General features: G+C 70.0%; 23 protein-coding genes. 5 read left to right on the top strand and 18 right to left on the bottom strand.

The features are described from left to right. Positions 1-25: 25 nt before the first annotated feature. Positions 26-1,891, bottom strand: a complete 1,866-nt coding sequence (gene ilvD / locus BLR95_RS06800) for a dihydroxy-acid dehydratase (RefSeq protein ID WP_092617323.1) — start codon at positions 1,889-1,891, stop codon at positions 26-28. Positions 1,892-2,092: 201 nt separating this feature from the next. On the opposite strand from ilvD, the gene BLR95_RS06805 reads away from it, so the two are divergent. Both BLR95_RS06805 and BLR95_RS06810 read left to right on the top strand, forming a co-directional pair. Continuing rightward, entirely contained in the window at positions 2,093-2,440 is a 348-nt protein-coding gene (locus BLR95_RS06805) for a DUF2794 domain-containing protein (protein WP_092617326.1), read from the top strand. Between the two features lie 119 nt (positions 2,441-2,559). Next, entirely contained in the window at positions 2,560-2,760 is a 201-nt protein-coding gene (locus BLR95_RS06810; RefSeq protein WP_092617329.1) for a hypothetical protein, read from the top strand. A 46-nt stretch (positions 2,761-2,806) separates the two neighbouring features. Here the strand turns inward: BLR95_RS06810 and BLR95_RS06815 are convergent, their stop codons facing one another. The 3 genes from BLR95_RS06815 to BLR95_RS15730 all read right to left on the bottom strand — a co-directional run bounded on the left by BLR95_RS06815 (position 2,807) and on the right by BLR95_RS15730 (position 3,924). Further along, on the bottom strand, positions 2,807-3,370 hold the full coding sequence (locus tag BLR95_RS06815; RefSeq protein ID WP_176787683.1) for a class I SAM-dependent methyltransferase: 564 nt from the start codon (positions 3,368-3,370) through the stop codon (positions 2,807-2,809). 58 nt (positions 3,371-3,428) lie between these two features. Beyond that, on the bottom strand, positions 3,429-3,557 hold the full coding sequence (locus BLR95_RS16215) for a hypothetical protein (RefSeq protein WP_281241287.1): 129 nt from the start codon (positions 3,555-3,557) through the stop codon (positions 3,429-3,431). Between the two features lie 106 nt (positions 3,558-3,663). Then, complete coding sequence (locus tag BLR95_RS15730; protein ID WP_176787685.1) at positions 3,664-3,924, bottom strand: hypothetical protein; 261 nt, start codon at positions 3,922-3,924, stop codon at positions 3,664-3,666. 201 nt (positions 3,925-4,125) lie between these two features. On the opposite strand from BLR95_RS15730, the gene BLR95_RS15735 reads away from it, so the two are divergent. From BLR95_RS15735 to BLR95_RS06830, 3 genes are read left to right on the top strand one after another with little or no spacing between them, the layout of a single operon-like run. After that, positions 4,126-5,256 (top strand): substrate-binding domain-containing protein, encoded by a 1,131-nt coding sequence (locus BLR95_RS15735; protein ID WP_176787687.1) that lies wholly within the window; start codon positions 4,126-4,128, stop codon positions 5,254-5,256. Positions 5,257-5,292: 36 nt separating this feature from the next. Beyond that, positions 5,293-8,628: an ATP-binding protein gene (locus BLR95_RS06825; RefSeq protein ID WP_092617338.1), complete on the top strand. Its 3,336-nt coding sequence runs from the start codon at positions 5,293-5,295 to the stop codon at positions 8,626-8,628. Further along, positions 8,625-9,677, top strand: coding sequence for a response regulator (locus tag BLR95_RS06830; RefSeq protein ID WP_092617341.1), 1,053 nt, complete (start codon positions 8,625-8,627; stop codon positions 9,675-9,677). The genes BLR95_RS06825 and BLR95_RS06830 overlap by 4 nt, the downstream gene beginning before the upstream one ends. Before the next feature lie 73 nt (positions 9,678-9,750). Here the strand turns inward: BLR95_RS06830 and BLR95_RS06835 are convergent, their stop codons facing one another. From BLR95_RS06835 to folK, 14 genes are all read right to left on the bottom strand, one after another. Next, entirely contained in the window at positions 9,751-10,239 is a 489-nt protein-coding gene (locus BLR95_RS06835) for a Dps family protein (protein WP_092617344.1), read from the bottom strand. 218 nt (positions 10,240-10,457) lie between these two features. After that, positions 10,458-12,680, bottom strand: coding sequence for a DNA topoisomerase IV subunit A (gene parC / locus BLR95_RS06840; RefSeq protein WP_092617347.1), 2,223 nt, complete (start codon positions 12,678-12,680; stop codon positions 10,458-10,460). Positions 12,681-12,785: 105 nt separating this feature from the next. Beyond that, entirely contained in the window at positions 12,786-13,496 is a 711-nt protein-coding gene (recO, locus tag BLR95_RS06845; protein ID WP_425438434.1) for a DNA repair protein RecO, read from the bottom strand. 13 nt (positions 13,497-13,509) lie between these two features. Next, positions 13,510-14,244 carry a TIGR00266 family protein gene (locus tag BLR95_RS06850; protein WP_092617350.1) on the bottom strand — a complete coding sequence of 245 codons (735 nt, stop codon included), beginning with the start codon at positions 14,242-14,244 and terminating at the stop codon, positions 13,510-13,512. A gap of 136 nt (positions 14,245-14,380) precedes the next feature. After that, the gene (locus tag BLR95_RS06855; RefSeq protein WP_092617353.1) at positions 14,381-14,605 is read right to left on the bottom strand and encodes a hypothetical protein; all 225 of its coding nucleotides are present in this window, start codon (positions 14,603-14,605) and stop codon (positions 14,381-14,383) included. 15 nt (positions 14,606-14,620) lie between these two features. Next, the gene (era, locus tag BLR95_RS06860; RefSeq protein ID WP_092617356.1) at positions 14,621-15,541 is read right to left on the bottom strand and encodes a GTPase Era; all 921 of its coding nucleotides are present in this window, start codon (positions 15,539-15,541) and stop codon (positions 14,621-14,623) included. Further along, a complete protein-coding gene (rnc, locus tag BLR95_RS06865; RefSeq protein ID WP_092617359.1) occupies positions 15,538-16,239 on the bottom strand; it encodes a ribonuclease III in 702 nt (233 codons plus the stop codon). Before rnc ends, era begins: the two co-directional genes overlap by 4 nt. An 8-nt stretch (positions 16,240-16,247) precedes the next feature. After that, the gene (lepB, locus tag BLR95_RS06870) at positions 16,248-16,982 is read right to left on the bottom strand and encodes a signal peptidase I (protein ID WP_092617362.1); all 735 of its coding nucleotides are present in this window, start codon (positions 16,980-16,982) and stop codon (positions 16,248-16,250) included. Between the two features lie 114 nt (positions 16,983-17,096). After that, positions 17,097-17,525, bottom strand: coding sequence for a holo-ACP synthase (gene acpS, locus BLR95_RS06875; protein WP_092617492.1), 429 nt, complete (start codon positions 17,523-17,525; stop codon positions 17,097-17,099). A 5-nt stretch (positions 17,526-17,530) separates the two neighbouring features. Beyond that, on the bottom strand, positions 17,531-18,283 hold the full coding sequence (locus BLR95_RS06880; RefSeq protein ID WP_092617365.1) for a pyridoxine 5'-phosphate synthase: 753 nt from the start codon (positions 18,281-18,283) through the stop codon (positions 17,531-17,533). Then, a complete protein-coding gene (locus tag BLR95_RS06885; RefSeq protein ID WP_092617368.1) occupies positions 18,280-18,912 on the bottom strand; it encodes a DUF2062 domain-containing protein in 633 nt (210 codons plus the stop codon). Before BLR95_RS06885 ends, BLR95_RS06880 begins: the two co-directional genes overlap by 4 nt. 233 nt (positions 18,913-19,145) lie before the next feature. Beyond that, complete coding sequence (locus BLR95_RS06890; protein ID WP_092617371.1) at positions 19,146-21,305, bottom strand: RelA/SpoT family protein; 2,160 nt, start codon at positions 21,303-21,305, stop codon at positions 19,146-19,148. 114 nt (positions 21,306-21,419) lie between these two features. Beyond that, on the bottom strand, positions 21,420-21,920 hold the full coding sequence (gene rpoZ / locus BLR95_RS06895; RefSeq protein WP_092617374.1) for a DNA-directed RNA polymerase subunit omega: 501 nt from the start codon (positions 21,918-21,920) through the stop codon (positions 21,420-21,422). 182 nt (positions 21,921-22,102) lie between these two features. Continuing rightward, positions 22,103-22,633 carry a 2-amino-4-hydroxy-6-hydroxymethyldihydropteridine diphosphokinase gene (gene folK / locus BLR95_RS06900; RefSeq protein ID WP_245689323.1) on the bottom strand — a complete coding sequence of 177 codons (531 nt, stop codon included), beginning with the start codon at positions 22,631-22,633 and terminating at the stop codon, positions 22,103-22,105. Between the last annotated feature and the right edge of the window lie 96 nt (positions 22,634-22,729).

Consider the following 22,729-nt stretch of genomic DNA (forward strand, 5'->3'; position numbering starts at 1 on the left):
CTGGCTGTCTGGCGGATCTGGGGAGTCAGGCGCCGCCGCGCCGGCGTTCGGCGGCGGCAACGTCGCGCACCGCCCCGCGGGCGGCGCTGGTGGTCATCGCGGCGTAGGCCTTCAGCGCCCCGGAAACCACCCGGTCGCGGCCCACCGGCTTCCAGGCGTCGGCCCCCTTGGCGGCCATCTCGGCGCGCCGGCGGGTCAACTCGGCGTCGTCCAGGCGCACGTTCAGGCGCCGGCCGGGGATGTCAATGTCGATCATGTCGCCCTCGGCGATCAGGCCGATGGCGCCGCCCTCGGCGGCTTCCGGCGAGACGTGGCCGATGGACAGCCCGGAGGTGCCGCCGGAGAAGCGGCCGTCGGTGATCAGGGCGCACTGCTTGCCCAGGCCCATCGACTTCAGGTAGCTGGTCGGATAGAGCATCTCCTGCATCCCGGGGCCGCCGCGCGGACCCTCGTAGCGGATCACCACCACGTCGCCGGCGACGATCTCGCCGCCCAGGATGCGGGCCACCGCGGCTTCCTGGCTTTCGCAGATGCGGGCCGGGCCGGAGAAGGTGAGGATCGACTCGTCGACCCCGGCGGTTTTCACGATGCAGCCGTCCAGCGCGATGTTGCCGGACAGCACGGCCAGACCGCCGTCCTTCGAGAAGGCGTCCTCGACCCGGCGCACCACGCCCTGGGTGCGGTCGCTGTCCAGACTGTCGAAGCGGTTGGCCTGGCTGAAGGCCTGGGTGGTCCGCACGCCGCCCGGGGCGGCGCGATAGAACTCGGCCACCGCCGGATCGTTGCCGCGGGCGATGTCCCACTTGGCCAGCGCCGCGCCCATGGTCGGGGCATGGACGGTGGGGCAGTCGGCATTGAGCAGGCCGCCCCGCTCCAGCTCGCCCAGGATGCCCATGATGCCGCCGGCCCGGTGGACGTCCTCCACATGGACGTTGGCGGTGTTGGGCGCCACCTTGCACAGGCACGGCACGCGCCGGCTCAGGCGGTCGATGTCGGCCATGGTGAAATCGACCCCGGCTTCCTGGGCGGCGGCCAGCAGGTGCAAAACGGTGTTGGTCGAGCCGCCCATGGCGATGTCCAGCGACATGGCGTTCTCGAAGGCCTCGAAGCCGGCGATGGCGCGCGGCAGGGCGGTCGGGTCGTCCTGCTCGTAGTAGCGCCGGCACAGCTCGACGATGGTCCGCCCGGCGTTCAGGAACAGCTCCTTGCGGTCGGCGTGGGTGGCCACCAGGGTGCCGTTGCCGGGCAGGCCGAGGCCCAGCGCCTCGGCCAGACAGTTCATGGAATTGGCGGTGAACATGCCGGCGCACGAGCCGCAGGTCGGGCAGGCCGAGCGCTCGTAGGCCTCCACGTCGGCATCGGAGACGTTGCGGTCGCCGGCCTTGACCATGGCGTCGATCAGGTCGACCGCCTGGGTGGTGCCGCCCACCGTCACCTTGCCGGCCTCCATCGGCCCGCCGGAGACGAACACGGTGGGAACGTTCAGGCGCAGCGCCGCCATCAACATGCCCGGGGTGATCTTGTCGCAGTTGGAGATGCAGACCAGGGCATCGGCGCAGTGGGCGTTGACCATGTACTCCACGGCGTCGGCGATCAGCTCGCGCGAGGGCAGGCTGTAGAGCATCCCGCCATGCCCCATGGCGATGCCGTCATCCACCGCGATGGTGTTGAATTCCTTGGCCACGGCGCCGGCCGCCTCGATCTCGCGGGCGACCATCTGGCCCATGTCCTTCAGGTGCACGTGCCCCGGCACGAACTGGGTGAAGGAATTGGCGATGGCGATGATCGGCTTGCCGAAATCGTCGTCGGTCATGCCGGTGGCCCGCCACAGGCCACGCGCGCCGGCCATGTTGCGGCCGTGGGTCGAGGTACGGGAACGATAGTCTGGCACGGCGGTTGCGCCTCCCGGGGCAGAGTGTCCAGGCCGGCAAGCGGTGTCCGGCCTGCAGGAACAGGCGCCGCTTCCGGTCGCAGACAGTGGTAGACCGTTGAGCGACCCAATGCAATATGAGCCGCCGGGCGCCGTTGCCCTTGCGCCAACCGGGCCGGTTGGGGAAAACTGATGGCCGGTGGCAAGCGGCGAGGACAGCCCATGAGCAAGATCGCACGGCTGATGGAATACCGGCGGTCCCCGGACCGCGTCTTCTTCACCCGCGGCGAGTTGACCCAACTGCTGTCGCTGTACAGCCGCCAGGTGATGCGCGGCCAGTGGCGCGACTACGCCATCGGCCACGACTCCGGCATGGCCCGCTTCGCCGTCTTCCGCCATGCCCACGAACGGCCGCTGTACGTGATCGCCAAGCTGCCCGAGACCCATCCCGGCGAGGCCGCCCGCAAGGGCCGCTTCGTGCTTTACGAGGGTCAGCGGCGCAAGGCCCAGGCCCACGGCCTGCTCGATCTGTTGGGCCGCCTGGAAGCGCCGGTCCGGGTGGTCTCCTGACGGCTCGCCCGCCGCCCCGCCATGGTGGACAGCGGCGCGCCAAGGTTTATACTTGAACCGACGTTTTTTCGCCGCCCAACCCTGTCGCCCCACCCCTGTCGCCTAAGGATCCGACCGCCATGTCCGTCACCGCCCGCACCCTCGGCACCGTCGCTGTCGGCCTGGTTGGCCTGTTCGTCTATCTGGCCGCCTACGTCACCGGGGTCTACGGCATCACCGCCGTGGCCAGCGTGTTCGTCTGGGTCGGTCTGGTGCTGACGGCGGTGTTCCTGCTGGTCATCCTGGCCCTGTGCACCGGCCGCACCGTGGAGCATGAGTGAGGGGGAGGAGGCGTGATCCGGCGGGACCTCGTCGCCCGCCGGGACCTCAGCCGGCCCGGGGTTTGGTGGCCCGCATGTTCAGGCTGACCGGCACCTCGCCCAGGCGCAGTCGGCTGGTGTCCTCGAACAGGCCGAAGTCGGCCACCCGTTCGATGCCGGTGAAGCCGGCCACGGTCAGATGGGCGCCCAGCGAGGTGGCATCGAAGCCCGCCTTGTGGACATCGAAGGCGTCCACCTGGCCACCGAAGATGATGCGCCGCAGCTTGTGCCGATGCTCGGCCGTTGCCTCCGGGTGGACGTAGATCTGGCAGAGCACACCGAGATTGGGCACCGCGACCATCACCACCCCGCCCGGGACCAGCACCCGGTGCCACTCGGCCAGCGCCGCATCGACCTCGCGCTGGTAGCTCAGGTGTTCAAGGATATGGCTGGCATACAGAGCGGCAACACTGCCATCGGCGAACATCGACAGGTCGCGGGCATCGGCCACCACATCGACCGTCGGGCCGGGCTGGATGTTGACCACCGTCCAGCCGGGCCGGCGCTCGATGCCGCCGACATTCAGCTTGAGGCCCTCGGGCTCGGCCCAGGACGGCGCGGACGGCGCCACGGACGACGGCGCGGACAAGGAGGTTGCGGGAGACTCGGGCGCGGCCATGGGAACGGTCTCAGTGATGGCGCCGGTCCTCGTCCCGCTCGGCGTCGGCGGCGCCGCCTCGGGTCAGGCCCCAGCGGTGAAACCAGATGCCAAGCCCGATCAGAAGCCCGGCGGCGATGATGGCAAGCAGCGTGTACACTGTCGGTCTAGGCCTCCTGGACGGTCGCCGAAGGGCGGCGGGTGAACCTCTTCCCCGCACCCTACAGCAAGACCCCGGGGGCGCGAAAGGATCGCCGCGCCCTGTCTCAGGTGCGGGCGATCAGCCGCCCGGCGGCGGTGATCGAGGCGCGCACCCACTCCGGGTTGATTTCCACCAGCTCGATCCAGCCGGCGGCCCGGCATTCGTCCAGGGTGCGCCACATCAGGCTTTCGCCGGGCCGCACCGCCACCGCGATGTCGCCCGACATGGACAGAAGCTCCAACAGCAGCCGTTGCTGGGGCAGCACGCTGGCCGGCGCGGCGTCGGCCACCCGCCCGAGAAAGGTGGTCCCTGGGGAATGGTCCATGCTGCCCTTGGATCCTTGCGCCGACTGGAGGATGAAAACCGCGCCGACGGCGCCCCGTGGCACGCCGGCAGCCCTGAGATAGCGCGTCCGGACCAACCGAATCAACCGCCGAGCGATGCCCCGTGGCATGGTGGACGGCGCGCCACGCCTGCCGGCCGGCCCCCGCCGCCCCGATCCACCGCCCGCCACCTGTCACGCATCGTGCCTGGGGTTCTGGCCCTGCTCCTGGTCCTGTCCCCGGCGACGCCGGCGCCGGCCCAGGAGTTCGCCGCCCAGGTCCACGACCTGGAACACTACCTCGGCCTGGAGCCGGGCCGCCGGGCGATCAGCGAGGGGTTCGCCGCCCAGGTGGCGGCCGACACGCCGCCGGTGGTCGCCGCCCTGCCGCCGTCGCCGCTCAGGATCGCCATCATCTATCCCGGCAACCAGGTGTCGGACTACTGGCGGCGCAGTGTCGCCGCCCTCACCGCCCGCCTCGAGCAGAGCGGCCTGCCCTACACCCTGGACAGCCACTTCACCGCCGCCGGCACCGAGGTGCGCCGCCAGGAGGCCTACATCATGGAGGCCCTGGACCACGACCCCGACTACATGGTGTTCACCCTCGACGCCCTGCGCCACAAGACCATCATCGAGCGCATCATCGGGCGCGGCGGCACCCGACTGATCCTGCAGAACATCACCACCCCGCTGAAGGACTGGGAAGGCTATCAGCCGTTCCTCTACGTCGGCTTCGACCACGCCACCGGGGCCCGCATGTTGGCCGACCACCTGATCGAACGGACCGGCGGACAGGGCTCCTACGCGGTGTTCTACGGTCCCCCCGGCTATGTCAGCCAGATGCGCGGCGACACCTTCATCCGACACATCGAAAGCGGCAGTGACCTGGAACTCCAGGCCACCTATTATGTTGGCTTCGATCGCGCCAAGGCACGCCGCGCGGCGCTCGATCTGTTGCGCGAGAGCCCCGATACGTCCTTCGTCTACGCCTGCTCGACCGACATCGCCCTGGGCGTCGCCGACGCCATTGCCGAACTGGGCCTGGGCGACAGGGTTCTGGTCAACGGCTGGGGTGGCGGCAGCGCCGAGTTGGCGGCCCTGGCGGCGGGAGACCTGAATGTCACCGTGTTGCGCATGAACGACGACAACGGCGTGGCCATGGCCGACGCCATCGCCCTGGCGGAAAGCGGTCGGGCCGGGCAGGTGCCGACCGTGTTCGCCGGCCAGATGGCCCTGGTCACCGAGCAGACCGACGCCGCCACCCTGGCCGCCCTGACCCGGCACGCCTTCCGCTACTCCGACCCCGAGACAGCCGCCCCTTCAGAAAGGCCGTGACCGAGGCCCCTTGCCTGGACGGATACTCCGCTTTCGATGCCGCACCGACGCTTCAATCTTGGCCCCCTGCTGCTGGCCGTTCAGATCGGCCTGTTGCTGTTCATCGGCGGCCTTGTCCTGGCCATCAGCTACAATTCCTCGCGCGACCAGATCCGCGACATCATGAGCGAGGATTTCCGCCGCGCCGGTCGGGTCGCCGCCGCGGTGCTCAGCGAGGAATTGGACCTGCTGGCGGTCGAGGTGTCGCTGCTGGCCCGCGAGGACACCCCGGCCCAACTGATCGCCGCCGGCGACTGGCAGGCCGCCGGCGATCGCCTTTACCAGGCGCTGGTTGACCTGAACGACGACCAACGCTCCGATCTCCTGCTGCTGGTCGATCCGGAAGGTCAGGTGCGCGACAGCCCGGGCAGCCTGATCAACCCGGCCGAGGTGCCCTTGGCTAACTACCGGCCCCACCTGGGCACGCGCGGCTGGCAGTTGGTTGGCGAGAAGGCCGACTTCCTGCTGCGCAGCCAGCCGGTCCTCGCCCCCGAGACCGGGCGGGTGGTGGCCTATCTGCTTTACGGCGTCTCGCTGAAGAACGCCCTGCCCCTGGTTCACCGACTGCGTCGGGCAACCGGCATGGACCGCCTGCTGATCTTCGCCGGGGATGAGTTGAAGGTGGGCACGGTGGAGCCCGATGCCCGCCCCGGCACCCTGGTGTCCGAGCTCAACCATGCCCCGAGCGGCCAGGTGCTGGAGCTGAACGGTGGCCGAACCGCCTATCTGGCAGCGGTGCCGGTCTCGTCGGATGCCGCGCTTCACCTGGCCTTCGTGACCAATGGCAACGTCTTCGGCGGCCTCAGCAGCGCTTTCGGCCGCAACCTCCTGGTCCTCGCCAGTGTCATCGTGCTGGCCGGCATCGTCACCGTGCTGGTCCTCAGGCGGCTGGTCGTCCTGCCGGCCCACCGCATGTCGTCCTATGCCCTCTCGGTGGCCCATTCGGAGTCCGAGGACCTGCCCTATCCGCCCACCCGGATCGCCGAGTTCGACACCATGGGCACGGTGGTGCGCCGCGTGGTGGCCGAGTTGAGAACCGCCAACCGCGACCTTGAAACCATCGTGCGCAGCCGCACCGAGGACCTGAAAGCCAGCCAAAGCCGTCTCAGCCTGACCCTGGAGACGGCCCAGGACGCCATCCTCGGGGTCGATCCCGAGGGCCGGGTGATCTCGGCCAATCCGGCGGTGCGCCGGCTGTTCGGCCTGGAGCCGGCGGAGGTGGTGGGCCGCCCGCTGGCCGACCTGCTGCCGGCGGCGGCGGCGGAATGCCCGCCCGACTGCGACGATCCCGCCTGCCTGCCCGGCGGACTGCTCGGCGCCGCCGGCTCGACCCGCGAGGCGCGGGCCCGGCACGGCGACGGCACCGCCTTCCCGGCCGAGGTCTCGGTCAACCGCCTTCAGGCTGGCGGGCAGACCCTGCTGACCGTCTTCATCCGCGACATCACGGCCCGCAAGACGGCCGAGAACGCCCTCATCGAGGCGCGCCGCTCGGCCGAGGCGGCAAGCGCCGCCAAGTCGCGCTTCCTGGCCAACATGAGCCACGAGATCAGAACCCCGATGAACGCCATCCTGGGCTTCCTCGAACTGGTCCTGAGCACCGCCAGACTGGCCCCGGAAACCCATCGCCACCTGTCCATCGCCCACACCTCGGCCCAGGGACTGCTGCAGGTCATCAACGACATCCTTGACCTGAGCAAGCTCGAGAGCGGCAAGTTCGAGTTGGAACGGGCCTGCTTCAACCTGCCGCAAACGGTGAAGGGGGTGCTGCTGACCCTGGAGCACCGGGCGCGCGAAAAGGGCCTCGGGCTCGACTTCCGCTACGATGGCGACCTGCCCCACTGCTTCACCGGCGATCCAGCCCGGTTGCGTCAAATCCTGTTCAATCTGGTCGGCAACGCGGTGAAGTTCACCAAAAGCGGCACGGTGTCGGTGCGCATCCGACGCACCGACAGCCCGGAGAAAATCCACTTCCTGGTCCAGGACACCGGCATCGGCATCGCCCCGGACCGTCTGCCCCACATTTTCGACAGCTTCACCCAGGCCGACGGCAGCACCACCCGGCAGTTCGGCGGCACCGGGCTGGGCACCACCATCTCGCGCCAACTGGTCCAGCGCATGGGCGGCGAAATCTGGGCCGAGAGCGAGGTCGGGGTGGGCTCCACCTTCCATTTCACGGCCCAGTTCGAGCGCCCCACCTGTTGGGACTCCTGCGCCCAGGCGGCGCGCACCGAGGATGCGCCGTGCCTTGCCTCGCCGCGCAAGTTCCGCATCCTGCTGGCCGAGGACCTGGAACAGAACATCGAACTGGCCCTGATCAACCTGACCGAACAGGGCCACGCCACCGAGGTGGCGCGCAACGGCCGCGAGGCGGTGACCGCCTTTGCCCGCGGCGATGTGGACGTGGTGCTGATGGACGTTTTCATGCCGGTCCTCGACGGCCTGTCGGCGGTCCGGGAAATGCGCGCCCTGGAAGCGGATGGCGAGCGCCGGGTGCCGATCATCGCGCTCACCGCCTCGGCCATGCCGGCGGAGCGGGAGGCCTGCCGCGCCGCCGGCATGGATGCCGTGCTGACCAAGCCGATCGAGTTCATGGAGCTGTTCGCCACCATGGAATCCCTGGTCCCGGAAGGCTGTGGCGCCCCCGACGACCAAGTGCGGGTCAGCCTCGACAGCGCCAGGGACCCGGGGCCATTGGAAGCGCTGACCGACATCCTCGACCTGCCCCGGGCCCTGGCCCGCTGGCGCCGCCCCGCCCCCCTGATGCGCGCCCTGCTCGGCTTCGACCAGGACCCGGTGCTCGACGCGTTGGCCCAGGCCGTGGCCCACGGCGACGCCGCACGGACCCGCGATCTGGCGCAGACGGTGCTCGATCTGGCGGCCGGGCTGGGGCTGGGCCGACTGGCCCAGGCGGCAGAGGCCTTGCTGGCCGGGCCCGACGATGGGCCCGACGATGGGCCCGCCGCGGAAGCCCGCCTCGTCGCCTATCGGGCCGAGCGGGCACGCCTGGCCGAGGCCCTGGCCCGCGTGCCAGGCGGGACCGACGCGGCGCAACCGGTCTCCCCCCCCACCGATCTGGCCACCGCCCGGCGCCTGCTGGACACCCTGGGCCGCTCGCTGGCCCGCGGGGAATCCGACGACAGCCTGCGCGAACGCACCCTGAGCGCCCTGACCGCCCACCTGCCCGGCACCGACCTTGACCGTCTGGCCGGCCAGATCGATGCCTTCGCCTTCACCGAGGCGGCGGAAACGGCCACCGAACTGGCGGACAGGCTGGCCAACCCGCCAGCCGACAGCCAACCCGCCGCCCCCGTTGTTGCCGGACCCACCACATGACCCGTGCCGATGCCCCGACCCTGCTGCTGGTCGATGACCAGCCGGCCAATCTGGCGATCCTGAAAGAGATTTTGAAAGAGGACCATCACCTGTTGTTCGCCCGCGACGGCCAGCGGGCCCTGGAACTGGCCGCCGAGCACCACCCCGACCTGATCCTGCTCGATGTCATGATGCCCGGGATGGACGGCTTCGAGGTCTGCCGGCGGTTGAAGTCGGTGCGCGCCACGCGGCCCATCCCGGTCATCTTCGTCACCGCCATGACCGAGTTGAAGGACGAGGCCAAGGGCTTCGCGCTGGGCGCCGTCGACTACATCTCCAAGCCGGTGCGCCCGCCCATCGTGCGCGCCCGGGTGACCACCCAGCTCACCCTCAACCGCCTGAAGACCAAGCTGGCCGAGGAAGTGCGGGCCCGCGTGCGCCAGCACGAACGGGTCATCCGCGCCTCGGTGCAGATGCTGGGCGACGCCGGCCACTACAACGACAACGACACCGGAGTCCACATCTGGCGCATGGCCGCCTATGCCCGCGCCCTGGCCAGCGCCGCCGGCTGGGGCGAGGAGGATTGCGACCTGTTGGAACTGGCGGCGCCGATGCACGACACCGGCAAGATCGCCATCCCCGACGCCATCCTGAAAAAACCGGCCAGCCTGGACCCGGGCGAGTGGGCGGTGATGCACACCCACCCCCGGGTGGGATCGGAAATCCTGGGCCGCAGCGACAGCCCGCTGTTCGTGCTGGCGGCCCAGATCGCCGAGCACCATCACGAGAAATGGGACGGCACCGGCTACCCGGACGGCCTGGCCGGCGAGGCGATTCCCCAGGCGGCCCGCATCGTTGCCCTGTGCGACGTGTTCGACGCCCTGACCATGCGCCGCCCCTACAAGGAGCCGTGGCCGGTCGAGCGGGCCCTGCAAACCATCCACGACGGACGGGGCCGCCACTTCGACCCGGAACTGGTCGATCTGTTCGACAGCATCCGCCCCGAGATCCTGACCATCAAGGCCGCCTGGGACGCCCGCGAGCAGGGCGCCGGCGGCGGCACCCGTTGAGCCAGAACGCAAGAGGGCCCGCCAATGGCGGGCCCCCTCCCTGAGGCGATCCTGTCCCGATGGCGCCGCGCCATCAGGCGGCGGTGGCGCGCAGCATCCAGGCGGTTTTCTCGTGCACCCCCAGACGGCCGGTCAAGAGGTCGGCGGTCACCTCGTCGTTGGCCTCGGCGGCCTCGCCGATCAGCGGCCTGAGGGTGCGGGCCATGGCGTCGTGGTCGCGGGCCAGGGTGGCGACCATGGTCTGGGCGTCGGGCACCGTCTCCGGCGCGTCGGCGACCGGGCTCAACTCCTGGAAGCGACCCAGCCCGCCGGGGGCCACGGCGTCCAGGGCGCGGATGCGCTCGGCCAGATCGTCCACCGCCTCGTAGAGGTCGGTGTACTGCTCCTCGAACATGTTGTGCAGACCCTGGAAACGCGGCCCGGTGACGTTCCAGTGGAAATTGTGGGTCTTGAGGGCCAGGGCGAAGGTGCCGGCCAGCACCGGCCCCAGGGCCTGGGCGATGGAACTGCGGGCGTTCTGCTCAAGGCCCGTATCGATGGCGACGTTGGTCGCATCACTCATGGTGTAAACCCTCCTTGGTTTGGTTGGACTGTCCGGCCGGTGGGCCGGACCAGACGCGGACAAGCCGCGCCTGCTGTTGAACACTCCCAAGGTAGGCGTCGGAGGGCGGGGGCGCCACCCCCTTTGATGGATTTTTTTGTTTAATTACGGCGATACTTATCGCCTCAATCGTTTTTCCCCATGGGTCGGGTGGGCGCCGTCGATAGGTCGCCGCCCCCTCACCCGAAGCAGCCCGAGCGCGGAAACCCGGTCGGCGGCAAACGCCCGACCCCGGCCCGGCGGCCCAGCCACGGGGTCAGGTCGGTCTCGGTGCGGCTTTGGCTGCCGCGCTGGTAGGTCAACCCCTCGGCCAGGGTGAACACCTTCAGGTCCTTCAGGCCGCCGTCGCGGTACTTCTGCAGGATCACCCCCTGACCGCGCGCCATCTCCGCCACCTCGTCGAGCGGGAAGACCAGCAGCTTGCGGTTGTCGCCGATCACCGCCACGTGGTCGCCCTCGGCCGGCAGGCAGTGGGTGGCCCTGCCCTGGCCCACGTTCAGCACCTGACGCCCGGTGCGGGTCTGGGCCAGCACCTCGTCCTCGCGGACCAGGAAGCCCCGCCCCGCCGAGCCGGCCAGCAACAGACGCCGCCCCGGGACGTGGACCAAGAGGGCGACCACCTCGGCGTCATTGGGCAAATCGACCATCAGCCGCACCGGCTCGCCGAAGCCCCGGCCGCGCGGGATGCGGTCGGCGCCAAGGGTGTAGAAGCGCCCGGTGGAGGCGAAGACGAGCACCTTGTCCACGGTGCTGGCGTGCAGGGTCTGGGCCAGATCGTCGCCGTCCTTGAAGCGCAGATCGTCCGGGCCCAGGTCCTGGTGCCCCTTGACGGCGCGCAGCCAACCCATGCGCGACAGGATGATGGTGATCGGCTCGCGCTCGATCAGCGCCTCCACCGGCACGCTGACCGGCTCCGGCGCGGCGGCCAGTTCGGTGCGTCGGCGGCCGAGGTCGGTGTCGCCGCCGAACTGTTCGGCCACGCGGTCGATCTGGCGGCCGATCTCGGCCCGCTGGCGGGTGGGATCGGCGAGCAGGGCCTGAAGGTCGGCCTGTTCGGCGGACAGGCGTTCGTGTTCGCCCTTGATCTCCATCTCCTCCAGCTTGCGCAGGTTGCGCAGGCGCATGTTGAGGATGGCGTCGGCCTGCACCTCGGTCAGCTCGAAGGTGCGGATCAGCTCGGCCCGGGGATGGTCCTCGAAGCGGATGATGCGGATCACCTCGTCCAGGTTGAGGTAGGCGACGAGGTAGCCGTCCAGCACCTCCAGGCGGTGGGCGATGCGCCCCAGGCGATGTTCGGCGCGGCGCCTCAGGACCACCAGCCGATGGTCGAGGAAGGCGGCCAGCACCGCCTTGAGGTCCATCACCCGGGGGATGCCGTCGGCATCCAGCAGGTTCATGTTCAGGCCGAAGCGCACCTCGAGGTCGGTCTGCCGGAACAAGTGCTCCATCAGCACCTCGGGATCGACGGTACGGCTGCGCGGCTCCAGCACCATGCGCACGGTCTCGGTGCTTTCGTCGCGCACGTCGGCCAGGATGGGCAGCTTGCGGCTGTTGATCAGCTCGGCGATGCGCTCGATCAGGCGCGCCTTCTGGACCTGATAGGGCACCTCGTCGATGATGATGTGGTAAAGCCCGTGCGACAGCTTCTCGACCCGCCAGCGGGCCCGCAGGCGCAGCGATCCCCGCCCCGTTTCGTAGGCCGCGCGCAGGGCCTCGGCGTCCTCGACCAGCACCCCGCCGGTGGGGAAATCGGGCCCCGGCAGATGGCCCATCAGCGCCCCCACGGAGGCTTCGGGATCGGCCAGCAGGTGCTTCAGGGCGGCGCAGATTTCGCCCACGTTGTGGGGCGGCACGTTGGTCGCCATGCCGACCGCGATGCCCGCCGCGCCGTTGGCCAACAGGTTGGGCACGGCGCCGGGGAAGACCACCGGCTCGCTTTCCTCGCCGTCGTAGGTCGGGCGGAAGTCGACCGCGTCCTCGTCCAGCCCTTCCATCAGGGCCAGGGCATAGGCGGTCAGGCGGGCCTCGGTGTAGCGCATGGCCGCCGGGTTGTCGCCGTCGATGTTGCCGAAGTTGCCCTGCCCCTCGACCAGCGGATAGCGCACCGCGAAATCCTGGGCCAGACGCACCATGGCGTCGTAGACCGCCGTGTCGCCGTGCGGGTGGTACTTACCGATGACGTCGCCGACCACCCGGGCGCACTTCTTGAACCCCCGGTCCGGGTCCAGGCGCAACTGCCGCATGGCGTAGAGCAGGCGGCGGTGGACCGGCTTCAGGCCGTCGCGCACATCGGGCAGCGAGCGGGCGACGATGGTCGACAGGGCGTAGGCCAGATAGCGCTCGCCGAGCGCCTCGGCGAGGCCGACCTCGCGCACCTCTTCACCCTCGGAGGGGGAACGCATGGATGGGGGACACTCCAGAAAGGAACCAGATCAGGTAGGCCGAAAACCGGCCCGCTCGATATATAGCAGCCCGACCGGGCCATCGGTCAACCGCGCCGCCGCGCCTCAGTCCAGCCACTGACCCAGGCCGGCGCGCGGCTGGGGCAAGGGTCTGGGGGCCAGCACGTGCTGGGCCAGGAAGTGGGCGGTCAGGGCCAGGCCGTTGGCCAGATCGCCCGGGCCGGGCGGCACCTCGGCCAGCAGGAAGGCGGGCAGCGGCAGCAGACGCGCCCGGTAGGGGCCGGCGGCCTCTCGGCAGACGGCGCGGCCGGTGCGCGGGCTGACATAGGCCAGATCGTCGGTCCGCCCGGTAACGGCACAGGCCGACAGGTCGAGCCCGAAGCCGAGATCGGCCAGCAGGCTGGCCTCCCAGCGCACATAGGCGACGGCCCAGTTGTCGTCGCCCAGGGCCGCGAGCAGGCGAACCAGATCGTCGTGGATGTCGGGCCAGGGGTCGCGCTCGGGCAGGGTGGCGGCGAGCACCGCACAGGCGGCGGCCAGCCCCGCCAGCGGTCCCGGGCGGTCGAACAGGGCAGCGGCGCGGGCCTCGGTCAGCTCGGCCGAGAAGGTGCCGAGATGGTCCTCCAGGCGGGCCCGCCAGGTGAGGGCCAACTGGTTGCCGGGCTGATAGAGGCCCCGCCCCCGCCGCCCGGCGCCGCCCTTGACCACCCCGGCATGACGGCCGTGCTGGCGGCTCAGCACACCCAACAGCAGGTCGTGTTCGCCCAGCCGCCGGGTGGTGAGGACAATGCCGGTATCCTGCCAGCTCACCGCCACGGCGCGGCCGGACTCATCGGTTGCTGTTGTTGGTCAGGTCGGGCAGCAGGGTGGTCAGCCAGCCGGAGAAGGCTTCCGGGTTGCGGGTTTGCAGCCACACCGTGCCAGGGCCGGTGAACTCCATGACCAGCCCCTCGCCGCTGGTCGCCGAGGTGATCGCCCGCTTGAAGAAGCCGCCCTTGCTGCCGGCCATGCGGGGTTCCATCTTCATGCCGTTCTCGTAGGCCACCATGTGCCCGGAATCGACGATGTAGCGCTCGCCGGGGGCCAGGGTGCGCTCCATGATGCCGCCGAAGCTGTTGAGGAACACCGTGCCGGCGCCGCGCACCTCCAGGAAGAACAGCCCCTCGCCGCCCAGGAAGCCTTTCAGGCCGCCCCACTGGGTGTTGACCTCCACATCCATGTCGCTGGCCAGATAGGAGCCGCCCTGGACGATCAGGCTGCGCCCGCCGAGCGGCCGGGCCACCACGTCGCCCGGGGTGGCCGGGGCCAGGGTCACCTCGCCGGGGCCTTCCTCGGCCGAGATGGTGGTGACGAAAAAGCTCTCCCCGCCCAGCACCGAGCGGGTCAGGGCCCCGAAGGCGCGGCCCAGCATGCCGCCGCCGCCCTGGCCGCCCATGGCCGCTTCCAGGCTGAGGGTGCCGGACATGCTGACCATGGCCCCCGATTCACAGCGGATGCGCTCGCCCTGGGCAAGCTGCATGACAACCAGGGCATAGGACGGCTGGAACTTGATTTCGTGCTGCATGGCCGGGCCTCCGCGGTGATGGCTGGGGAAAACGGGGGAGAAATCCGCTCGGCCCCACCATAGCAGCAATGGGCGCCCCCTCCCACTGCCGGCGGGTGACGGTTGTGGGAACGCTGGGCTGGCGGGCGACCTTGGCTCAGTCCAGGGCGCCGAGCATGAACAGGCCCAGGCCGAGCAGCAGGCCGGCGGTGCCGACGAACAGCAGCCCGGCTTCCAGCCCGCCGGTGCGCGCGGTGCGCGGATCGCCGGTATGATGGGCCTTGTTGTGGTGGCGGTTGCGCAGCACCAGAACCAGCCCGTAGGCCACCGCGCCGAGCCACAACAGGCCGAGGCCGGTCAATTCCAGATCGTTGCCGCTCATCCGCCGCCCCGGTGGTCAGGCATCGAACTCCAGGCCCCATTCGCTGTAAAGGTCGCGCCGCTCCGCCCAGTCGGGCACCACCTTGACGTGGAGGAACAGGTGGACCCGGCGCTCGAGCAGGCTTTCCAGCTCGGCCCGGGCGCGTTGCCCGATGCGCTTCACGGTCGCCCCGCCCTTGCCCAGCACGATGGCCCGCTGGCTGTCGCGGGCCACCTCGATGGTCTGTTCCAGATGCACGCTGCCGTCCTTGCGCTCGGTCCACGACTCGGTGCGCACGGTGGCCGCGTAGGGCAACTCCTGGTGCAGGTTGAGGTACACCTGCTCGCGGGTGATCTCGGCCGCCAACAGGCGCTGCGGCAGGTCCGAGATGTCCTCCGGATCGAACAGCCAGGGGCCCGGCGGTGCGGCGGCGGCCAGATGGTCGAGCAGGTCGCCGACCCCGTCGCCGTTGAGGGCGGAGATCATGAAGATGCGCTCGGCGATGCCCAGGGCATCGATCTCGGCGGCCAGTTCGAGCAGGCGCGAGCGTTCCAGGGCATCCACCTTGTTCAGCGCCACCAGGGCTTTCGGCGCCCCCTGCCCGATCCGCTCGGCCAGCGCCCGGGCCAGCTCGCCGGTCTCGCCCTTGAGACCCTTCAGGGCGTCGATCACCAGCAGGGTCAGATCGGCATCGGCGGCGCCCTGCCAGGCGGCGGCAACCATCGCCCGCTCCAGCCGGCGGCGCGGCGCGAAGATGCCCGGGGTGTCGACGAACACCAGCTGGCTGTCGCCGCGCAAGGCAATGCCGCGCACCGGCGAGCGGGTGGTCTGCACCTTGTGGGTGACAATGGTCACCTTGGCCCCGACCGCCTGGTTGACCAGGGTCGACTTGCCGGCGTTGGGGGCGCCGATGACGGCGACCAGGGCGCACCGGGTGGGGGTATCGGAAGGAGTCATCGTCGACCCTCCTGGTCGAGAATGGCGAGCAGGGCCTGGGCGGCGGCCTTCTCGGCCTCGCGCTTGGTGGTCCCCTCGCCGGAGGCCCGGGCCAGCCCCTCGACCTCCACGTCGATGGTGAAGCGCGGCGCGTGGTCGGGGCCCTGGCGGGCGCTCTGATGGTAGCTGGGCAGCCCCAGGCCGTGCCCCTGGGCCCATTCCTGGAGCGCCGTCTTGGGGTCGCGCCCCGGCCCCGGACGGGCCATCAGCGGCTCCCAGTGGGCCAGCACGAAAGCCCGGGCCACCGCGTAGCCGCCGTCCAGGAAGAGCGCCCCGATGAGCGCCTCGGTGGCGTTGGCGAGCAGGCTGGGCGGCGGCTCGCCGGCCGCGTCGCGGGCCCCGGCGTCGACGATCAGGTGATCCTTCAGGGCCAGGGCCCGGGCCACCTCGACCAGCGCCTCGCGACGCACCAGGGCGGTGTGATGGCGCGCCAGGTCGCCTTCCGGCAGGTCCGGATGGCGGGCCATCAGGGCTTCGGCGACGACCAGACCGAGCACCCGATCACCCAGGAATTCCAACCGCTCGTAGCCGTGCGGAAAGGGATTGTCGGGATCGTTCAGGCTGGGGTGGGTCAGCGCTTCGCGCAGCCGCTCTCGCGCGGCGAAGCGGTGCCCGAGGCGGGCTTCCAGGGGGGCCGGATCAAAACCGTCGGCGGACATGGCCGGGCTCACTCGATGGCGCCGAACAGGCGGCCGTAGCGGATCGCCGGGAACCACTTCCAGACCTCCCACAGGCGGGCCGAGCCGTCGGTCGAGTAGAAGATCATCTCGGCCCGGCCGATGAAGTTCTCCAGCGGCACGAAGCCGACCCGGGCCCGGCTGTCGATGGAGTTGTCGCGGTTGTCGCCCATCATGAAGTAATGCCCCTCGGGCACCGTGAACTCCCGGGTGTTGTCCAGGCGCTCGCGGTCGCTGGCCTCGAGGATGGGATGGCGCACCCCGCCGGGCAGGATTTCCTCGTACTGGGTCAGGCGGATGATGGCGTTGCGCTCGCGGTCGAAGTAGGAGAACGCCCCCAGGCGCCGCCGCTCCACCTTGATGCCGTTGATGTACAGCCGGCCCTGGCGCATCTGCACCCGGTCGCCGGGCAGGCCGATGACCCGCTTGATGTAGTCGGTGGCGTTGTCGGCCGGGGTCTTGAACACCGCCACGTCGCCCCGCCTGGGCGGTTCGGCCAGCACCCGGCCGGAGAACAGGGGCGGGCTGAAGGGCAGGCTGTAACGGCTGTAGCCATAGGAAAACTTGGAGACGAACAGGTAGTCGCCGACCAGCAGGGTGGGCACCATCGAGCCGCTGGGAATGTTGAAGGGCTCGTAGGCGAAAGTGCGCACCACAATGGCGATCAGCACGGCATAGACCACCGTGCGGAGGGTCTCGCCCGCGCCGCCGCTGCGTTTAGACATCAAGAAGGCCCATCAATCCGTTGAATAAAATGAAAGCCCGCGCCAGCCGGCGTGGCACGGGCCCGTCTTGATTGCATAAAGACACCCCGCTTGGCGCCTGTCAAGGCGCCCCCCTCAGCGCACCACCGGGGTGCCGGGGGGCACCGCCGACAGAATGACCATGGCCTGGGCCAGCGGCCAGTCGTCGGTGATGGTCAGATCGACCCGGGCCTCCAGGCCGGCCGGGGTCAAGGCCTGAAGGCGGGCCAGGGCCCCCCCGGTCATGACCACGGTGGGCCGCCCGGAAGGCAGGTTGACCACCCCCAGGTCGCGCCAGAAAACGCCGGCCCGGAAGCCCGTGCCCAGGGCCTTGGCCGCCGCCTCCTTGGCCGCGAAGCGCTTGGCGTAGGTGGCCGCATAGGCCCGCCCGGCGCCGCGCCGGCGCTCTGCCTTGGCCTGCTCGGCCGGGGTGAAGCAGCGGTCGATGAAGCGTGCGCCGAAACGCTCCAGGGTCTTTTCCACCCGCTGGATATCGATCAGGTCGCTGCCCAGGCCAAGGATCAGGCCGCTCATGCCCCGGCTCCCCGGCGGGCCGCGTCCATGCGGGCGCGCATCCCGCGCAGGCTCTCGGCGAGGCCGACGAACACCGCCTCGCCGACCAGGAAGTGGCCGATGTTCAACTCCACCACCTGGGGCAGGGCGGCGACCGGTCCCACCGTGTCGTAATCCAGGCCGTGCCCGGCGTGCACCTCAAGCCCCGCCTCGGCGGCCTGCCGCGCGGCCTCGGTCAGGCGGGCCAGCTCGGCCTGCCGGGCGGGCCCTTGCGCCTCGCAATAGGCCCCGGTGTGCAACTCGACCACCGGGGCGCCGATGTCGGCGGCGGCGGCGATCTGCGCGGCGTCCGGCTCGATGAACAGGCTGACCCGGATGCCGGCGTCCTTCAGGCGGCCGACCAGCGGGGCCAGCCGGCCCTTGGCCCCGGCCACCTCGAGGCCCCCCTCGGTGGTCCGTTCCTGGCGTTTTTCGGGCACGATGCAGGCGGCGTGCGGACGATGCTGAAGGGCGATGGTCACCATTTCCTCGGTGGCCGCCATCTCCAGGTTGAGCGGCGCCGACAGCTCGGCCTTGAGGGCGGCGATGTCGGCATCGACGATGTGCCGGCGGTCCTCGCGCAGATGGGCGGTGATGCCATCGGCCCCCGCCTCCAGGGCCAGCCGGGCGGCGCGCAGCGGATCGGGATGCCGGCCGCCACGGGCGTTGCGCAGGGTGGCCACGTGGTCGATGTTCACCCCCAGGCGCAGTCGGTTGGTGGGCGGGTTCATGACAGGTCTCCGCTATCCTGGGGGGTGGGGGAAAGAGGTCGGCGACGCGGCCGACGGGCCCTGAGCTGACGGTAGCGCCCCATTCCCCAGCGCACCAGACCATAGAACAGCAGCCAAGCAGCCACGGCCAGCGGCAGACTGCCCAGGGCCATGGGCCACCAGATGGGCCAGACGTTTTCCAGAAGATGGGGCAGGTCGAAGGCCTGCAGGTCGTGCCACAGGGTGGCGAACAGGCCATGGAAGCCGGCGCCATCCCCCGGAGCGCCCACCGATCCCTCGGGCGGCGTCAGGTGGTCGGCGCCGACCATCGCCACGCCGATCTTGAAAGCCCCCCACCAGATCAGCGGAAAGGTCCACGGGTTGCCGATCACCGTGCCGATGGCGCTGGCCAGGATGTTGGCCCGCATCAGCCAGGCCATCAGGGCGGCGATCAGGAAATGCAGACCCATGGTCGGCGTCATCGAGGCCGCCGCGCCGCAGGCGAACCCGGCGGCGATGCCCCAGTCGCCCCCGGGCAGGCGATGCAGCCTAAGCCACAGGTACTTGCCGGCACGACCCCAGCCGGCGCGCGGCCAGACCAGTTCGCGCAGCCGGTGCCAGGCGCCCTTGGTCTCGCGTCGCTGGAACATGCCCCTGGGTATCCCTTTCGCCTGTCGCCTAGAGCATGTTGCGTGATCCCGACTCACGAAACCTGCCCTAACCCTTTGATATTGCCGCAAATCGTCGTCGCGATCCGTTCCGGATCGCTCGGGATTTGCTCTGGAGCATGTTGCGTGCTTTGTGAATCACGCAACACGCTCCAGACCTCTGATATTGCCGCAAATCGTCGTCGCGATCCGTTCCGGATCGCTCGGGATTTGCTCTAGTTGCGGGTCCGCTCCACCGCGTTGACCCCCTTGGTGGCCCGCAGGGCGGCCATGATGTCGGTCAGGTGCCGGACGTCGCGCACCTCGACGTCCACCAGCATATCGAAATAATCCTGGCTGCGGTTGGTGATTTTCAGATTGGTGATGTTGCCCTTGTTGCGGGCGATCTCGGTGGTCAGGTTGGCCAGCGCCCCGGGCTCGTTGCTCAGGATCAGCGACAGTCGGCCGACGTGGTTGTGACCGTCGGCGCCGCTGGCATCCCAGGCCAGGTCGAGCCAGCGCTCGGGCTCGTCGGCCACGTTTTCCAGCTGCGGGCAGTCGATGGTGTGCACCGTCACCCCCTTGCCGGTGGTGACGATGCCAACGATGCGGTCGCCGGGCAGCGGATGGCAGCAGCGGGCATAATGCACCGCCATGCCGGGGATCAGCCCGGCCAGCGGCACGGCGTTGGCGGGATCGTTCTTGACCGGCGCCTTGCCGCGCCCGACCAGACTGCGGGCCAGACTGGACAGCCGCTGGCCGCTGCTGCGCTTCAGGCCCGGATAGACCGCGTGCACCACCTCGCGGCCGGTCACCGTGCCCTCGCCCACCTTGACGTAGAGATCGTCCACGGTGTCGGCCCGGAAGCGGTCGAGGATGTCGCTCAGGGCCTTTTCGCGCAGCTCGTAGTTTTCCTGGCGGAAGGCCTTGTCGAGGATCTGCTTGCCCAGACCCAGGTACTGGGCCCGCGCCTGATTGCGCAGGTAGCGGCGGATCGAGGCCCGCGCCTTGCCGGTGACCGCGAAGCGTTCCCATTCCGGCGACGGGGTCTGCGCCTTGGAGGTGAGGATCTCCACCTGATCGCCATTGGCCAGGGTGGTGCGCAAGGGCACCATGCGCCCGTTGACGCGCACCCCGATGCAGCGCTGGCCGACCTCGGTATGGACCGCGTAGGCGAAGTCGATGGCGGTGGCGCCGCCCGGCAGGTTGATCAGATCCCCCTTGGGGGTGAAGCAGAACACCTGATCCTGGAACATCTCCAGCTTGGTGTGTTCCAGGAACTCCTCGGGTCCCGAGGCGTGCTCCATGATCTCCAGCAGCTCGCGCAGCCAGCGGTACTGGCGGCCGTCCACGTTGGGGCCGCCCTGCTTGTACTTCCAGTGGGCGGCGACGCCGATCTCGGCCACCTCGTGCATCTCGTGGGTGCGCACCTGGATCTCGATGCGGTGGCGCGAGGGGCCGATCACCGTGGTGTGGATCGAGCGATAGCCGTTCGGCTTGGGGGTCGACAGGTAGTCCTTGAAGCGCCCCGGCACCATCGGATAGGCGCCGTGGATGATGCCCAGGGCGCGGTAGCAGTCTTCCTCGGAATTGACGATCACCCTGAAGGCGATGATGTCGGACAGCTGCTCGAAGGCGATGTCCTTGTGCTGCATCTTGCGCCAGATGGAATAGGGCGTCTTCTCGCGCCCCGAAACCACCGCCCGCACCCCGTTCTCGTCGATCAGCCGGCGCAGCTCGTCGGTCACCTGCTTGACCACGCCGCCGCCCTTGTCGCGCAGGAAGGTCAGCCGGTTGACCACCGATTCCCGGGCATCGGGGTTGAGCGCCGCGAAAGCCCGGTCCTCCAGGTCCTGCTTCATCTCCTGCATGCCGATGCGTTCGGCCAGCGGCGCATAGATCTCCATGGTCTCGCTGGCGATGCGGCGGCGCTTCTCGGGGTTCTTGATGAACTCCAGGGTGCGCATGTTGTGCACCCGGTCGGCCAGCTTGACCAGCAGCACCCGGATGTCGGTGCTCATGGCCAGCAGCAGCTTGCGGAAGTTCTCGGCCTGGCGCGAGGTGTCGGAGGTCAGTTGCAGCCGGGTCAGCTTGGTCACCCCGTCGACCAGCCGCGCCACCTCCTCGCCGAACATGGCCTGGATGTCCTCCAGGGTGGCGTCGGTGTCCTCCACCGTGTCGTGGAGCAGGGCGCACATGATCGAGGCATCGTCCAGCTTGTACTGGGTGAGGATGCCGGCCACCTCGATGGGGTGGCTGAAATAGGGGTCGCCCGAGGCCCGCCGCTGCGCCCCGTGCTTGCGCATGGCATACACATAGGCCCGATTGAGGGCGTCCTCGTCGGCGCTGGGATCGTAGGCGCGGACCCGTTCGACCAGTTCGTACTGGCGCATCATCGGCCCCACCTCAGGGGCGGCGTCGGCACGCGGCGGGCCATGGAGATGGGCTCTGGGTCGGCCCGGCGCTGGCCCCCGCCGGGCCCGACCGATGGCTGGATCATCGGCGGTCGATCAGCGATCGTCCTCGGTTTCGGGGGCGGCCTCGGGGGCGGTTTCAGGGGCCGGTTCGAAGTCCTCGGCGGCGATCTCGGCGGCCGAGGCATCCTCGAAGCCGTCGGCGTCCCCGGCGTCCCCGGCTTCCTGGGCCATCGGCTGGCTGTCCTCGCCGTCCTCGTGGACGGTCAGCGCGTCGGCCTCGATCTCGGCGGCGCTGTCGGCCTCGCCGGCTTCCTCGGCCACCTCGCCGGCCAGGGCGTCGAAGTCGTCACGCTCCGGCTCGTCGATCTCGACGTGCTTTTGCAGCGACTGGATCAGGTGGGCCTTGAGGTCGGGCACGGCCACCGTTTCCTCGGCGATCTCGCGCAGGGCGACCACCGGGTTCTTGTCGTTGTCGCGCTCCATGGTCAGCGGCGCCCCGGCGGAAATATCGCGCGACCGCTGACCGGCCAGCATGACCAGCTCGAAACGGTTGGGAACCTTGACAATACAGTCCTCGACGGTAACGCGGGCCATGGGGGTCTCCCTGGAAGGGTCAAAAAGGTGCGGGCCCGGACACGCCGGGCGACCGGAAAGCCGGGCCGGACAAGCGGCGACCCCCTCCGCGCCCCACGGCGACGGGGCACGCCGGGGGCGGGCTCGGTCCAGGCGAACCGTCTATATAGGACAGTCCGGCCAGCTTGAGCAAGAGCCACCGGCTATGGCAAAGGGCGTATTTCCTGATCCGGCGGCAGGGCGGCGATCAACTCGGGGAGCCCCCGGCCACTCAGCGGGTGGGTCCACCCGGGCGCCACCTCGGCCAGCGGATGCAGCACGAAGGCGCGCTCGGCCAGACGTGGGTGGGGCAGGGTCAGGCGCGGCGTGTCGACAACCTGCCCGGCGTCGTCGAGCAGGTCGAGGTCGACCACCCGGGGGGCGTTTGGCGTGCCGTCGCGGTGGCGCCCCAGATCGGCCTCGATGCGGTTGAGAAGGTCCAGAAGCTCGACCGCCGGCGGGCCGCCGGCCAGCCGGACCACCCCGTTGACGAACCACGGCTGATCCGAGCGCGGCACCGGCGCGCTCTCCCACCAGCCGGAGCGCGCCGCCACCGAAAGGCCGGCCCTCTCCAGGGCGGCCAGCGCCGCCTCCAGGACCGCCAGCGGGCTGGCGAAGCGGCCCGGCAGGTTGGAGCCCAGCCCGACCAGCACCCGACGGGAGGCGGCATCGGGAGTGAGGGATGCGGAGGTCACGGAAAGCCAACTCCTGCGTTGCGGGGAACCGGCCCAGGGCTTAAGTAGGAGGCGGCCGGTCGGCCCCCGCGCCCAGGCCCTGGGGCCTGCATTTCA

The sequence above is a fragment of the Roseospirillum parvum genome (genome assembly GCF_900100455.1).
GTDB classification, from domain to species: domain Bacteria; phylum Pseudomonadota; class Alphaproteobacteria; order Rhodospirillales; family Rhodospirillaceae; genus Roseospirillum; species Roseospirillum parvum.